Genomic DNA, 14,771 nt, shown 5'->3' with positions numbered 1-14,771 from the left:
CCTCAAATGCACGGCCCCTGCCCGCGCTGCGGGCACAGCTTCAGCACGCTCGACAGCGTCAGCAGCAGACGCGCGCTGCGCGTCGTGTTGCCCGGCGCGCGGTAGCTGAGCGGCGCGGCGACGCCGAGATCGGCGCGCCAGTCGTTCGGGAAGGTAAAGCGCACCCCGGCGCCCGCCGAGGTCAGCGCGACGCCGTCGGCCGGCCGGAAGCCGTCGTTCCAGGCGAGCCCGGCATCGAAGAAGCTGTAGAGCTGATAGCTTGTGAGATACTGCCAGTTCGGTTTCTGCTCGAAGCGGACCTCGAACGTGCCGGCGACGCCATTGTCGCCGCTGATCTCGGCGCTGCCATAGCCGCGGCCATAGGCGAGGCCGCCGAGATAGAACTGCTGCGAATTGTACAGCGGACCCGAGGCGAGCTGGCCGGCGGCGGCGAGCTTCAGCGACCACGCCTCGGACAATGTCTGATAGCGCGCGAACCAGCCGTTGAAGACCGAGAAGCTCGGCGAGGCGCCCGCGCGCGACGCGAGGGGATCGTCGAGCGGCGTCGCCCCGAACGCGTTCAGGCCCTGCCGGTAGGCCAGCGTCAGGTAGCTGTCGCCGCCGACATCATCCTTCCAGCGGTAGTCGGCGGTGAAGGTCAGCGTCCGGATGCGATCGCGATACCAGATGCCGAACAGGTCGCGCTCGGTCACGTCGCTGAAGGCGGCTGCGAGATTCAGTTTCAGCGAGGCGCGCTGCGACTGGATCGGCGCGATACCGCCGCGCAGCTCGAGCGTCTCGGTCACCGTGTTGTCGTTGAACAGCCGTCTCCGGTCGCCCGGCCGGACCTCGCTGTACAGCGCGGAGGCGCCGACATAGGCGCCGTCGGTGCCGACCGGCACCTCATAGGACAGCCGGCCGAACGCGAGCTGGCGCGGATCTCCCGGCGTCGTCGACAGGTTGGCGGTGAGCGTGTCGCCCGGCAGCAGATAGGAATTGAAGGCGGCCGTGGCGTAGTTCTGCCAGGGACCGACGGTCGACGAGCCGAGATTGTCGACGCCAGCGAAGCCGTAGACGTGCCAGGTCTGCAGCTCGATCACCAGGCGGAACCGACCGGTGGTGCCGCCGATCTCCTCCAGCGCGGAATCGACCAGACGGACGCCGCCGCGGCCGTTGATCAGCAGCAACTGCCGCTCCAGTGTCGCGAGCCGGGACGGCTGCTCGGCCAGCACGGGGCCGAGCATCGGCCTGATGCCGAACTCTTCCGCGCCGGCGCCCTTCAAGGTCACCTCGGTGATGCTGCCTTCGATGATCTGGATGCGCACCCGGCCATCATGGATGTCCTGCGGCGGTATGATCGCACGGCTGAGATGGTAGCCGGCGGCGCGGTACTGATCGCTGATCGCGGTCGTGATCGCCGCGAGGTCGGCCTGCGACACCGGCTTGCCGAGATAGGGCTGATAGCTCGCGGCGAGCTGCTCGGCGGGCAGCGCGGACGCCCCCGTCAGCGTGACACCGCGCATGGTGAACAAGGGCTTGCGATCGCCGCCGCCCTGGGGCGCGAATTGCGGCGCACGCGGCCGCGGCGGCGGCTGCGTCGACCGCGACTGCTGCTCGTCGAAATATCGCTCGGTCTGCCGCGGATCGAAGCTCGGCTGGCCGACCTGCTGCGCATGGGCCGTCGCTGCAAACAGCAACGCCGACAGGGAAATGCCGGCGGCGATCGCGGTTCCATGCAGCCGTCGCGAGCCGTGCGGTACGGCCGCTAAGTCGCGCCAACCCGCAGTCCTCCCAGTTCCGTCGACACAACCAGCGCGCATGCCTCGTTTTTAGTTTGTTAAGGTCAACGAAGCGTAAATGCGTGAGGAAAACACGGCTGCAACTCCTAAGGGTCTCTTGAAACATTTCGATTAGTTTCAAAAGCCGCCAACGATGCGAGTTCGTGCCATGTCATCCAAGAGCTTCCTGATACCGGGACTGATCGCCGCGTGCCTTTTCGGTGCAATGCCGGCCGCATTCGCGGCCGACGGTGAGCCGTGGCTGGTGAGCAAATCGTCCGGTGAGGTCTGGGTCACCACCCAGGGCGCAGCGCAGGTCTCGCTCGGTCGCGAGGACCCGCTCAAGCCAGGCGATACGATCCGCACCGGGCCGACCGGCCGCGTCCGCCTGACCCGCGGCGCGGAGACGATCGTGATCGCGCCGAACTCCGAGGTCGGCCTGCCCGCCGCGCCCACGGACGGCATGGCGACGACCATCCTGCAGCGCGCCGGCTCGATCCTGCTCGACGTCGAGAAACGCAACGTCCAGCATTTCGAGGTCGAGACGCCCTATCTCGCCGCCGTGGTCAAGGGCACGCAGTTCAGCGTCACGATCTCAGGCCGCAGCACCAAGGTCGAGGTCAGCCGCGGCCAGGTGCAGGTGTCGGATTTCAAGACCGGCCAGATCGCCCAGGTGATGCCCGGTCAGGCCGCCACCGCCTTTGCGACCGGCCGCGCCGGCCTGAGCCTGTCCGGCGCCGGCACCTTCAGCCCGATCGAGCAGGGCCGCCCGCGCGCCTCCACGATCGATCGTGTTCCGGTGCCGCGCGACGGCCTGCAGGCGCCGCGCGAGGCCAAGGGCAGCGTGATCCACGCGCTGAACGCCGACGGCTCGGCCGCGCGCCCCGGTACAACGGTCGCCGCTCAGCAGCATTCTGCGGCCGCCTTCGGCAGCGCGAAGCCCGGCGTGGTGCGGATCTCGTCATCGATCGGCGAGGTCAACCTGAACATCCAGAAGGCGACACGCGGCCTCGCCCACGGCGCCCACACGCCGGCCGCCGGTGGAGGGCGAAGCACCGCCTGGAATGATGCGCGCGGCAACAGCGGCAATGCGACGGGCAACTCGGCCACCGCAAGCGGCACGTCGGGAGATTCCTCGATAGCAGCCGCCGTCACCGCGGCGGTCGGTTCGCCAAGCGGATCCGCCAGCGCCAATGCCGCCGGAAATGGCGACGCCGGCAACGGCAACGCCAACGGTGGCAGCCGCGGCAGCAACAATGGCGGCAATGGCAACGGCAACAACGGCCAGGGCAACAGCGGCAACGGTAACAGCGGTAACGGTAACCGCGGTAACGGAAATAGCGGCAACGGTAACGGCAACAGCGGCGACCATGACAATGGCAATCATGGCAACGGCAACGCCCACGCTTACGGCCACAGCAAGAATTAGGGAGTCCCGATCGAGCGTAACGCCTGCGTCATGCGTCGTCATGGGGGAGCGCGGGCTTGCAGGGTTCCATGGCTCTGCGGTCGGAGCGGGATGAAGTTGGGATCACGAACGCGGGCGTCGACGTGGCACGCAGACATTCGGGAGAGGGCATGCTCAGGCGGTTCATGCCGCATATTCTGGTGGTCGTTGCGCTGCTGACGGTCGGCCTGTCGGGCGGCCACGAGTTGTTGAGCAACGCCCTCGTCGACCTGCGCTTACGCCTCGACAATCGCCCCGCCAGCGGCGAGATCGCGGTGGTCGCGATCGACCCGCGCTCGATCGAAGCCATCGGCGTCTGGCCGTGGCCGCGGACCCAGCATGCGCGCCTGCTGGAGCAGTTGCAGCGGGCCGGCGTCCGCGACGTCGCCTTCGACGTGGATTTCAGCACGCCGTCCGACGCGGCCGGCGATCAGGCCTTCCTGACCGCGCTCCAGAATGCCAAGAGCTCGGTCGTGCTGCCGACCTTCAGGCAGCTCGATGCGGCGGGGAAGGACACCGCCATTCACCTCAACCGGCCGCTGCCGCAGTTCGAGCAGCTCGCATGGTCGGCCTTCGTGAACATCGAAGTGGCGCGCGATGGCCGCGTCAGAAGCTACGCTTTCGGCGAATATAGCGAGACCGCCGGCGCGAAAACCTTCCTGCAATCCATGGGTGCGTTCCTCGCCGGCAGCGATGCTGTCAAGGACAGCTCTTTCCTGGTCGACTACGGCATCGATCTGTCGTCGCTGCCGCGGGTGTCGTATGTCGATGTCGTCCGCGGCGACGCGGCGGCGCTGTCCAGGCTCAAGGACAAGCGGGTGATCGTCGGCGCGACCGCCATCGAGCTCGGTGACTACTACAGCGTGCCGAACGGCCGCGTTCTGCCCGGCGTCATGCTGCAGGCGCTGGCGGCCGAGTCCATCATTCAGCACCGCACCCTGCTGTCGACGTCGACGACGGCCGCCGTAGGCGGCCTGCTGCTGATCGTCATCATCATGCTGGCGAGCTGGCGGCACCTCTCGGCGGCGCGGCGCGCACTGCTGATCGCCATGATCAGCGTCCTGATCGAGGCCGTGGCGCTGCTCCTGCACGACCGCTACGCCCTGGTGCTCGACACCTCGCTGCTGCAGATCGCGCTGGTCGCCTATCTCGCGGCCACGGCCCTCGACGAGATCGACTTCCGCGGCCTGCTGCGGCACGTCGCCGAGAGCCGTTTCGAGCGAATCGCGATGTCGATCGGCGACGGGCTGGTCTGTACCGACCGCGACCGGCGCATCACGGTGTGGAATCCGGGCGCGGTCGCGATCTTCGGCTATGGCGCCGACGAGATCATCGGCCAGCCCTTCGCGCGCCTGCGCGCCGACGGCAGCGATACGCATGACCTGTTTCCGCAGCAGGAGGCGGCGCTGCCGGCGACGTTGCTGCCCGGCGGAGCCACGATCGAGTTCGACGGCCGCCGCAAGGACGGCGAGGTGTTTCCGGTCGAGGCGAGCTTCTCCGCCTGGCAGGGCGCCGACGGCCTGCAATATGGCGTGATCCTGCGCGACGTCTCGGTGCGCAAGCGCAAGGCGGAGCGCATTCGTTACCTCGCCGAGCACGACACGCTGACCGGCCTGGTCAACCGCAACACGCTGCAGAGCGAGCTCGCCGCCATGATCGAGACCGCGGATGCCGCGGCCGACCAGGTCGCGCTGCTGGTGATCGGGCTCGATGCCTTCCAGCGCATCAACGACACGCTTGGCCACGCCTACGGCGACAGTGTCTTGCGCGCGGCGGCCGACCGGCTCCGCACCGAGATCGGCGGCATGGGCCGTGTCGCCCGGCTCAGCGGCGACGAGTTCGCCGTCGCCATTCCCTGCTCGGCCGTCGGCGGCACCGTGGCCGAGCTCGCCGATCATCTGTCGCATTTGTTCGAGGCGCCGCTGGACGCGGGCACGCGCCAGCAGCGCGTCAAGGTCACCCTCGGCATCGCGGTGCATCCCGAGGGCGGGCACTCGGCAGACGAGCTGCTCAGCAATGCCCACCTTGCCCTCTGTCGCGCCAAGATGGACCGGCGGGGCAGCCACGTGCTGTTCGAGAGCGCCATCCGCCACGAGCTCGAGCAGAGATTGACGCTGGAGGCCGAGCTTGCGCTCGCCGTCGAGCGGAACGAATTCGAGCTGTTCTACCAGCCGCAAGTGGAGCTGTTGAGCGGCCGCGTGATCGGCGCCGAGGCGCTGATCCGCTGGCGCCACCCGACGCGCGGCCTCGTGCCTCCCGGTGATTTCATTCCGGTCGTCAACACCTCGCATCTGTCCGAGGCGGTCGCGACCTGGGTCATGGCGACCGCCTGCCGGCAGGCGCGGGAGTGGCAGCTCGCCGGCCACGACATCCGCGTCGGCGTCAACCTCTCGCCGTCCCAGTTCCAGTCCGGCGACCTCGCGGCCTTCGTCAGCAAGCTGCTCACGTCGACCGGCCTGTCGCCGCGCCTGCTCGAGCTCGAAGTCACCGAGGACATCCTGCTGCACGACGAACCCGGCGTGCTGCAGACGTTCAACCGGCTGCAGGCGCTCGGCGTCAGCCTGGTGTTCGACGATTTCGGCACCGGCTATGCGAGCCTGAGCTACCTGAAGAAATTCCCGCTCGACGGCCTGAAGATCGACCGCTCCTTCGTGCGCGACGTGCTGACCCAGGCCGACGACGCGGCCATCGTCGGCTCGACGGTCAGCCTGAGCAAGCAGCTCGGGCTGTCCGTGATCGCCGAGGGCATCGAGAACGCGGCGACGGCCGAGTTTCTGCTCCGGCTCGGCTGCGAGCAGGGCCAAGGCTATCACTTCGGCAAGCCGATGCCGGCGGCGGATTTCACGCAGCGGTTCCTGCAGGTGGACGACGAGATGCGCCAAGCCGGCGCGGCGTGAGGCTCAGGTTTCACGCTCGAAGCCAACGCAGGTCAACCGCTCTCTCCGCCGTCATTCCGGGGCGCGCGTAGCGCGAGCCCGGAATCCATCGCCACAGGCGGTCGTTGGTGACAACGGCGCGCTGTTGCACGGACCTTGCTCCCTCGCAGGCGATCGGGGTTATGGATTCCGGGCTCGCGCTGCGCGCGCCCCGGAATGACGAGAGAGTGCAGGTGCACCTCGGCTTCTCGCCTCAGCCCGCGCCTTACGCCCTCACCCTTTCTTCCCGCCCTTGGCTTCGCTCTCGAGCGCCTTGCGCACCGCCTTGAACTCCTCGCGCGAGCCGGCATCGACGCGCGGGAAGTGCAGATCCAGGCTTTCCAGCGCGGCGACGATGGTCGAGCCGATGACGACACGGGCGAACCATTTGTGGTCGGCCGGAACGACGTGCCACGGCGCGTAGGGCGTCGAGGTGTGACGCACGATGTCCTGATAGACCGCCTGGTAGCGATGCCACTTCGCGCGCTCGGTGATGTCGCCCATCGAGAACTTCCAGTTCTTCGCCGGCTCCTCCAGCCGGTCGAGGAAGCGCGCGCGCTGCTCCTCCTTGGAGATGTTGAGGAAGAACTTCAGGATCACGGTGCCGTTGCGCGACAAGTAACGCTCGAAGGCGCAGATGTCCTCGAAGCGCTCGCGCCAGATGTTCTTGGTGACCAGCCTCGGCGGCAGCTTCTCGGCCTTGAGGATCTCCGGATGCACCCGCGTGACCAGGCATTCCTCGTAGTAGGAACGGTTGAAGATGCCGATGCGGCCACGCTCGGGGAGCGCGATGGCGCTGCGCCACATGAAGTCGTGGTCCAGCTCCTTGGAGGTCGGCTGCTTGAACGAGGTGACCTCGCAGCCCTGCGGATTGACGCCCTCGAAGATGCTCTTGATCGCGCTGTCCTTGCCGGAGGCGTCCATGCCCTGCAGCAGCACCAGCACCGACCAGCGGTCCTGTGCATAGAGCCTTTCCTGAAAATCGGCGAGCCGCGTCCGATTCTGCTCGATGATCGCCTCGCCCTCCTCCTTGGCGAGGCCGCCCTTGACCTTTGTCTTGTGCGATTTGAGGTGAAACTTGTGCCCGCCATCGATCCGGAACGGCGAGATGAAACCATCGAGCTCATCGGCCAGCGTGCGCGGTTTCTTGCTCATGAGGACGGCTCTCCTGGGCTGAATTGCGTTTCGAGGAAGGCGGTCACGAAGCGCGGCATCGCCGCAGTCAGATCATTCCGGCTTCGAACCAGCCGTATCGAGCAGAGTTCCGGCTCGTCCTGAGCCGCGAGGTTGGCCTCGATGCGGCGCTGCAGAGCCTCGCCCATGTCAGAGGCGTCGAGCACGCGCATCAGCGCGATCGACGCGCCGGTCACGACACAGTCCCAATGCGCCGCGGCCTGATAGTCCGATGGCGCGAGTCCCGTCTCCTCCTCGACCTCGCGCGCGACGTTGGCGGCGAGATCGAGCACGCCGTCGCTGACGTCGGCGAGATCCGGCGTGCCGGCGGGAAAATACAGCCGGCCGGCATTGGCGGTATGCGCGCCCATCTCGCCGAGCACGAAGGCGCCGTCGGCGGCACGCAGCGCGCCCATGCCGAAGCCGTTGAAGGCGGTGCGATCCGGAAAGCCCCAGTCGCGCCACGCCAGCAGGCTGGCGAAATCGGTCTCGAAATAGCTCGCGGTGAACCGGCTATCCGCGAAGCGCGGGTTGCGCCCGAGCAGCACGCGGCCGTTCCACAGCCCCGGCCTGGCGCGCTGGCATTCGGCGAAATGCGCCGCGATGTCGTCGCGGCGCTGTTTCGCGAACGGCCAGTCCCACGGCTCGACCTTGAGGTCGAGCGTGGTGACGCGGTGGATGACGACGTCCGTCATCCGCTATTTCGCCCCCTTCGCCTGCTCAACGAACTTGTTGGTGAAGGTCTTGCTGACGTCGACATTGGCCTTGGCGACATCGGGCGAGCCGGTGCTGAACACGGCGAGCACAGCGTCGGCGCCCTTCGGATCCATCTTGCCGGTCTGCGAGTACATCGGGATGGTGTTCTTGAGCGCCGCGAGATACAGCGCCTTGTCCTTGCCGACGAGTTCCTCCGGCATCTTCGCCATGATTTCCTCCGGCGTGTGCGAATGGATCCAGCCCAGCGTCGCCACGATGGCGTTGGTCAGCGCCTGCGTCTCCTTGTCATGGCCGGCGATCCAGGCCGCGGTCGAATACAGCGCGCCGCCGGGATACTCGCCGCCGAACACCTCCAGCGTGTCGTGCTGGGTGCGGGTATCGCTGAGGATCTTGAGGTCCGGATGCTTGCCCTGCAGCACGGTGACCGAGGGATCGAGCATGACGGCCGCATCGATCTGGCCCTGCTCCATCGCGGCCACCGCGGTGGCGCCGAGACCGACGCCGATCACCGCGGTGCCCGACGGATCGAGACCGTTCTTCTTCAGCATGTACTTCAGGAAGAAGTCGGTCGAGGAGCCCGGCGCGCTGACGCCGACCTTCTTGCCGGCGAGATCCTTGACCGAGCTGATCTCCTTGTTGTGCGACGGCGCCACCACCAGCACGAGACCGGGATAGCGGTCGTAGACGACGAAGGACTGCATCTCCTGCTTCTTGGCCGCGAGATTGACGCAGTGATCGAAATAGCCGGAGACGACGTCGGCGCTGCCGCCGAGCACGGCCTTCAGCGCATCCGAGCCGCCCTTGAGGTCGACCAGCTCGACCTCGAGCCCGGCCTTCTCGTATTCGCCGAGCTGCTTGGCCAGCACGGTCGGCAGATAGCACAGGCAGGCGCCGCCCCCGATTGCGATCGTGACCTTGGTGGCAGCGCTGGCGAGACCAGTGCTCAACGTCAGCGCCAGCAGCGCGCCGGTGACCCGGCTCAACATCTTGTTCATGTGTTTCCTCCGTTCATGTTGTCAGTCAGGTTGGGCATGTCGGCGTAGATTGAGAAGGCCGCCCAAAACTCCGCTGTCGTCCCTGCGAAAGCAGGGACCCATACCGCGTGATGTTCCGGTTGGAAAAGACTGGTCGTCCCGCGTGCCACAAACGCCGCCCTGTGGTTATGGGTCCCCGCTTTCGCGGGGACGACAGCGGCGGGTGGCGCAGCAGCCCGGCCATCATCGGCCCTCGGCGGCGTCAGGCCGCCACACCAGCAGCCGCCGCTCCACAAGCGTGACGCAGATGTCGATCAGGATGACGAATGCCGACAGCACGAACATGCCGGCGAACACGCCGGCGACGTCGAAGATGCCTTCGGCCTGCTGGATCAGATAGCCGAGGCCGGCCGCGGAGCCGAGATATTCGCCGACGACAGCGCCGACGACGGCGAAGCCGACCGACGTGTGCAGCGACGAGAACATCCACGACAGCGCCGACGGCCAATAGACGTGGCGCATCAGTTGCCGCTCGCTCATGCCGAGCATGCGGGCGTTGTCGCGCACCACGGTCGAGACCTCCTTCACGCCCTGATAGACGTTGAAGAACACGATGAAGAACACCAAGGTCACGCCGAGCGCGACCTTGGACCAGATGCCGAGCCCCAGCCACAGCGTGAAGATCGGCGCCAGCACCACGCGCGGCAGCGCATTGGCCATCTTGACGTAGGGATCGAACACGGCGGCGACCAGCGGCTTGCGCGCGAACCAGAAGCCGACCAGCACGCCGCCGAGCGAGCCGATCGCGAACGCCAGGATCGACTCCCACAAGGTGATCGCGAGGTGCTTCCAGATGGCCCCGGTGGCGAACCATTTGATCACCTGCGCGAACACGTCGACCGGATTGGAGAAGAAGAACGGCGGAAGCCAGATGCGCCCGAACACGGGCACGGTGGCGAGCAGTTGCCACAGCGCAATCGCGACGACCGCGACCAGCAATTGCAGCGCGAGCAGACCGAGACGCGACATTACGCTACTCCGCGCCCGTGGTGACAGAGACAAAGCGCGAGCCGCGCACGCCGCTCCGCTCCCTCCCCCCTTGTGGGGGAGGGCTGGGGAGGGGGGTACTCCAACCAACAGTGTTTCCGGGGTACCCCCCTCCCCGCCCCTCCCCCACAAGGGGGGAGGGAGTGCACTGTCCAAGTGGAAACAGCGAGGCTCCCATGATCGAACGAGTCACGGCTCCCATCACACCGCCTCCGCCTGCTTGTAGGTCTTCTCGACCTCCGCCTTCAGCGTCTGCCAGATCTCGCGATGCAGCTCGTGAAATTCGTGCTTCATGCGCACCTCGAAGATGTCGCGCGGACGCGGCAGGGTCACGCGCCAGTCGCCGATGATGCGCGAGGCCGGGCCGGCCGACATGATGACGACGCGGTCGGCGAGCGCGATCGCCTCCTCGAGATCGTGGGTCACGAACAGCACCGCCTTGCGGTCGGCATTCCAGAGATCGAGCAGCAGATTGCCCATGATCTGCCGCGTCTGCGCGTCCAGTGGCCCGAACGGCTCGTCCATCAGGATGATGCGCGGATTGCGGATCAGCACCTGGGCGAGGCCCACGCGCTTGCGCTGGCCGCCCGACAGCATGTGCGGATAGCGGTTGCCGAATGCGCCGAGGCCGACCGAGGTCAGCCATTGCTGCGCCTTGGCGGCCGCGTCCTTCGACGGCGTGCCCGCGACCTCAAGCCCGATCGCGACGTTCTCCAGCGCGGTCTTCCATGGGAACAGCGCGTCGGCCTGGAACAGGTAGCCGGCGTCGCGATTGAGGCCGGCCAGAGGCTGGCCGAAGATGCGCACGTGGCCGGCGGCCGGCTTCAGCAGTCCAGCCGCCACGTTGAGAAGGGTGGATTTGCCGCAGCCGGTCGGCCCGACGATGGCGACGAACTCGCCATCGGCGACGCTGAGATCCGCCGTCTCGACGGCGGTGTAGGTGCGTCCGCCGGCGAGACGGAATGCCACCGTCGTTCGCTCCAGCGCGACCGCGGCGGCGGTGGGCATCGTCACGTCCAAGTTCCTCCCCCGAGAATGGCCGGGACGGCTTAGCCGCTTGCGCGGCGAAGTTCAACGCGGCGGCCGGACGTGCTAGGTCGTCTGACTGAGCCCAAGGCCAACCTTAAGGCCAACCTTAAGGCCAACATTCCGCAAGGCCGCATGCCGCGCACGCCGTTCATCGTCTACACCAACGTCCGCAAGAGTTTCCCCGGCCCGGCAGGCGCCGTGACCGCGGTCGACGGCGTCTCGCTGGAGATCGCCGAGGGTGAGTTCCTGGCGATCGTGGGCGGCTCCGGCTCGGGCAAGACCACGCTGCTGCGGCTGACCAACCGCCTGATCGAGCTGGACGGCGGCGCGATCCGGATTGCCGGCGAGGATATCGCCGGCCTCGATCCTGTCAGCCTGCGTCGCCGGGTTGGCACCGTGTTCCAGAACGGGGCGCTGTTTCCGCACATGACGGTTGCCGCCAATATCGGCATCACCCCCAGGCTGCTGGGTACGCCCGCGAACGAGATCGCCGACCGTGTCGACGAGCTGCTCGACCTCGTGCGGCTCGACCGCAAGGCGCATCGCGACCGGCTGCCGCACGAGCTGTCGGGCGGCCAGCGCCAGCGCGTCGGCGTCGCCCGCGCGCTCGCGGCGCGGCCGAAGATCGTGCTGATGGACGAGCCGTTCGGCGCGCTCGATCCGCTGACGCGTGATGCGCTCGGCAGCGACTACCGCGCCCTGCATGAGCAGTTCGCGCTAACCACGATCATGATCACGCACGACATCACCGAGGCGCTGCTGCTCGCCGACCGCATCGCGGTGATGCGCGGCGGACGCCTGATCGAGATCGGCACGCCGGCCGAGCTCGCGGCCAGCCGTGAACCCTACGTGACGGAGCTGATGACGACGCCGCGCCGGCAGGCGGCGCGGCTGGCCGCGCTGCTGCCCGAAAGCGGCACAGCATGAGCGCACTGTCCGATCCACGCTTCACCGAGGCGCTGTCGCATCTCACGGATTATCTCGGCAGCCATCTGCGCGTGAGCCTCGCCGCGCTGGCGCTCGGCCTTGCCGTGAGCTTTCCGCTGGCGCTGCTCGCGCGCAATCGCCCTGCCCTGCGCAATCTGCTGCTCGGCGTCGCCAGCGTGGTGCAGACGGTGCCGGGACTGGCGCTGCTGGCGCTGTTCTATCCGCTGCTCCTGGCGCTGACGGCACTCACCTTGCGCTGGTTCGGGCTCTCGTTCTCGGCCTTCGGCTTCCTGCCGGCCATGCTGGCGCTGGCGCTGTATTCGATGCTGCCGGTGCTGCGCAATACCATCACCGGGCTGAACGGCGTCGACGCAAGCCTGATCGAGGCCGCCAAAGGCGTCGGGATGACCGAGCGCCAGGCGCTGACGATGGTGGAGCTGCCGCTGGCGCTGCCGGTGATCATGGCCGGCATCCGCACCGCTGCGGTGTGGGTGATCGGCACCGCGACCTTGTCGACGCCGATCGGCCAGACCTCGCTCGGCAACTACATCTTTGCAGGTTTGCAGACCCAGAACTGGGTGCTGGTCGTGTTCGGCTGCATTGCCGCCGCCGTGCTGGCGCTTGCCATCGATCAGTTGCTGGCACTGATCGAGGATGGCCTGCGCAGGCGCAGCCGTGCCCGTGTCGGGCTTGGCACCGCAACCATCGCGCTCATGGTCGGCGCGAGTCTCCTGCCCTCGCTGGCCGGCGGCTCGGCACGCTACGTGATCGGCGCCAAGACGTTTACCGAGCAATATGTGCTGTCGGCCTTGATCAGCGAGCGGCTGCAGGCAGCCGGTCTCTCGGCGACGACACGCGCCGGGCTTGGCTCCAGCGTGATCTATGAGGCACTGAAGAACGGCGACATCGACGCCTACGTCGATTACTCCGGCACGCTGTGGACCAACCAGTTTCACCACAAGGAGCAGTTGCCGCGCGCTGCGCTGCTCGATGCACTGAAGCAGGATCTCGCCAAGGACAAGGTCACCCTGCTCGGCGAGCTCGGCTTCGAGAATGCCTACGCGCTGGTGATGCCGCGCAAGACGGCCGAGGCGCTCGGCATCCGCTCGATCGCCGACCTCGCGCGCCACGCCAGCGACATGTCGATCGCCGGCGACTACGAGTTCTTCTCGCGCCCGGAATGGGCGGCCCTGCGCGACGCCTATGGCCTCGCCTTCCGCGCCCAGCGCCAGATGCAGCCCGACTTCATGTATGCCGCGGCCGCCTCCGGCGAGGTCGACGTCATCGCCGGCTACACCAGCGACGGCCTGATCGCGAAATACGATCTCGTCGTGCTCGACGATCCCAAGCAGGCGATCCCGCCTTACGACGCGATCCTGCTGCTGTCGCCGAAGCGAGCCGAGGACCGCGCGTTGCAGGATGCGTTACGACCGCTGCTCGGCCGCATCGACATCGCGACCATGCAGCAGGCCAATCTGCGCGCCTCCGGCAGTGACGCGGAGTCCTCGCCGCAAGCGGTGGCGCGCTGGCTGTGGAGTAAGACGTCGAAGTAGGCCCCACAGTCTCGCCGCGTCATTGTGAGCGCAGCGAAGCAATCCAGGGCGTCACGAGGACTCTGGATTGCTTCGGCTCGCTCGCAATGACGGTGGTGGTTGGCGCAACCTCCACACGCACTAGGGTCAGGACTCATTGATCGAGCCAGAAGATAACAGTTGCCGCGATACAGATGGCGCTGAAGAATGTGTGAGCGCAGCGGTCGTAACGCATGGAGAGACGTCGCCAGTCCTTAAGTCCGGCGAACATATTCTCGACCTTGTGACGCTGCCGATACAGGGATTTGCAATATGTTAGGGGCGATCTGCGCCCAGCCCGCGGCGGAATGCAAGGCTCTATTCCTCGCTTAGCGAGAGCCGCTCGGAAGGCATCGCTGTCATAGCCCCTTGTCGGCGATCAGAGTCTCAGCCTCTGGCAAGAGAGGAGAGACCAGAGCCGCACCTTACGATATTGCGTCGAACGGATTGCCGACATCGCGAGAACCGCACCTCATCGGTTAGATTCCATCGCAGCCCTCATAAACTCAAGGATCACCGGGTGAGGCTGGGTGATGCTCGAAGTCAGCTGAGGTACATAGAGAGTAGCAATGAAGAAGCGATGCGCGGGGATAGTCAGAATCCTCGCTTCGCCGGATGCGTCCGTGCCAATGATTCTCAATCCTGCGTCATGTAGCTTCTGCTGATGCTCCGGGTTCAGTCCGAAATTGCAGTAGTACTGCTCGCGTGGATTCTTCCCCCCGTAGATCGCATCTGCGAGGCTGCCCGGCTCGATTTTGACTTCCATCGTCTGCCCCACGAGCGAGCACGATAATGGTGTGATGAAGAGGTTGGAGGCGTAGGGATCATATTCGGCGTGCGCGGCGTCTTCGAAGCCCATGACATTGCGACTGTATTCGATCACAACGTGCTGGCAGCCCCCGCAAGTCCCCAAGAGGGGAACGCCGCTCTCGCGCGCGTAACGAATTGCATTGATGGCTCCGAGAAGGCTCTTGTATGGGCTCCCGGGAACAATCCAGATCGCATTAAAACGCCGAAGCTGTTCGGCTGCCCCGGCCTCCAGCTGGACGGTTGAGATCCATTCCGCCGTAATTCGTCCCTCCAGCGTCAGCCGAGCATGCTCAATCGCATCGTTGGTTGCGGTGTGAGGCAGGAAGGAAGGGGTGAATTCGCCAACAAGCGCAATCGCTATGGCGTCGGACATGATCGCTCTCCGGCTGTAGTTCCGCCTTGTA

The 14,771-nt window shown here is 66.6% G+C and carries 11 protein-coding genes and 1 pseudogene; 4 read left to right on the top strand and 8 right to left on the bottom strand.

Annotated elements, in window-relative coordinates:
• Positions 1–2: 2 nt before the first annotated feature.
• Complete coding sequence (locus tag QW887_RS22195; RefSeq protein WP_316194962.1) at positions 3–1,799, bottom strand: ShlB/FhaC/HecB family hemolysin secretion/activation protein; 1,797 nt, start codon at positions 1,797–1,799, stop codon at positions 3–5.
• Positions 1,800–1,926: 127 nt separating this feature from the next.
• Between QW887_RS22195 and QW887_RS22190 the strand changes: the two genes are divergently transcribed.
• Together QW887_RS22190 and QW887_RS22185 are read left to right on the top strand one after the other, a co-directional pair.
• Entirely contained in the window at positions 1,927–3,186 is a 1,260-nt protein-coding gene (locus QW887_RS22190) for a FecR family protein (protein ID WP_316183944.1), read from the top strand.
• A gap of 149 nt (positions 3,187–3,335) precedes the next feature.
• Entirely contained in the window at positions 3,336–6,101 is a 2,766-nt protein-coding gene (locus QW887_RS22185; protein WP_316165998.1) for an EAL domain-containing protein, read from the top strand.
• Positions 6,102–6,353: 252 nt separating this feature from the next.
• On the opposite strand, the gene QW887_RS22180 is transcribed toward QW887_RS22185, so the two are convergent.
• From QW887_RS22180 to QW887_RS22160, 5 genes are all read right to left on the bottom strand, one after another.
• A complete protein-coding gene (locus QW887_RS22180) occupies positions 6,354–7,274 on the bottom strand; it encodes a polyphosphate kinase 2 family protein (RefSeq protein WP_315713323.1) in 921 nt (306 codons plus the stop codon).
• Positions 7,271–7,987 (bottom strand): NUDIX hydrolase, encoded by a 717-nt coding sequence (locus tag QW887_RS22175; RefSeq protein WP_315713325.1) that lies wholly within the window; start codon positions 7,985–7,987, stop codon positions 7,271–7,273. Before QW887_RS22175 ends, QW887_RS22180 begins: the two co-directional genes overlap by 4 nt.
• Positions 7,988–7,990: 3 nt before the next feature.
• The gene (locus QW887_RS22170) at positions 7,991–9,004 is read right to left on the bottom strand and encodes an ABC transporter substrate-binding protein (RefSeq protein ID WP_315713327.1); all 1,014 of its coding nucleotides are present in this window, start codon (positions 9,002–9,004) and stop codon (positions 7,991–7,993) included.
• Between the two features lie 222 nt (positions 9,005–9,226).
• On the bottom strand, positions 9,227–10,012 hold the full coding sequence (locus QW887_RS22165) for an ABC transporter permease (protein ID WP_315769078.1): 786 nt from the start codon (positions 10,010–10,012) through the stop codon (positions 9,227–9,229).
• A gap of 219 nt (positions 10,013–10,231) precedes the next feature.
• Entirely contained in the window at positions 10,232–11,038 is an 807-nt protein-coding gene (locus tag QW887_RS22160; protein ID WP_409997663.1) for an ABC transporter ATP-binding protein, read from the bottom strand.
• Positions 11,039–11,191: 153 nt separating this feature from the next.
• Here QW887_RS22160 and QW887_RS22155 point away from each other — a divergent pair, with 153 nt between their 5' ends.
• Positions 11,192–11,986, top strand: a complete 795-nt coding sequence (locus QW887_RS22155; protein ID WP_316184304.1) for an ATP-binding cassette domain-containing protein — start codon at positions 11,192–11,194, stop codon at positions 11,984–11,986.
• On the top strand, positions 11,983–13,539 hold the full coding sequence (locus tag QW887_RS22150; protein ID WP_316183947.1) for a glycine betaine ABC transporter substrate-binding protein: 1,557 nt from the start codon (positions 11,983–11,985) through the stop codon (positions 13,537–13,539). Before QW887_RS22155 ends, QW887_RS22150 begins: the two co-directional genes overlap by 4 nt.
• Positions 13,540–13,672: 133 nt before the next feature.
• Here the strand turns inward: QW887_RS22150 and QW887_RS34950 are convergent.
• Both QW887_RS34950 and QW887_RS22145 read right to left on the bottom strand, forming a co-directional pair.
• Positions 13,673–13,915 (bottom strand): annotated as a pseudogene (locus tag QW887_RS34950) (transposase); the annotation flags it as partial.
• A gap of 114 nt (positions 13,916–14,029) precedes the next feature.
• Entirely contained in the window at positions 14,030–14,740 is a 711-nt protein-coding gene (locus QW887_RS22145) for a glutamine amidotransferase-related protein (RefSeq protein ID WP_316183949.1), read from the bottom strand.
• Positions 14,741–14,771 lie beyond the last annotated feature (31 nt).

The organism is Bradyrhizobium sp. SZCCHNRI3052 (assembly GCF_032484895.1).
In the GTDB taxonomy this organism is placed as follows: Bacteria; Pseudomonadota; Alphaproteobacteria; order Rhizobiales; family Xanthobacteraceae; genus Bradyrhizobium.
Note: the sequence above shows the minus strand (reverse complement) of the source record. Positions and strands in the feature narration are given on the sequence as shown.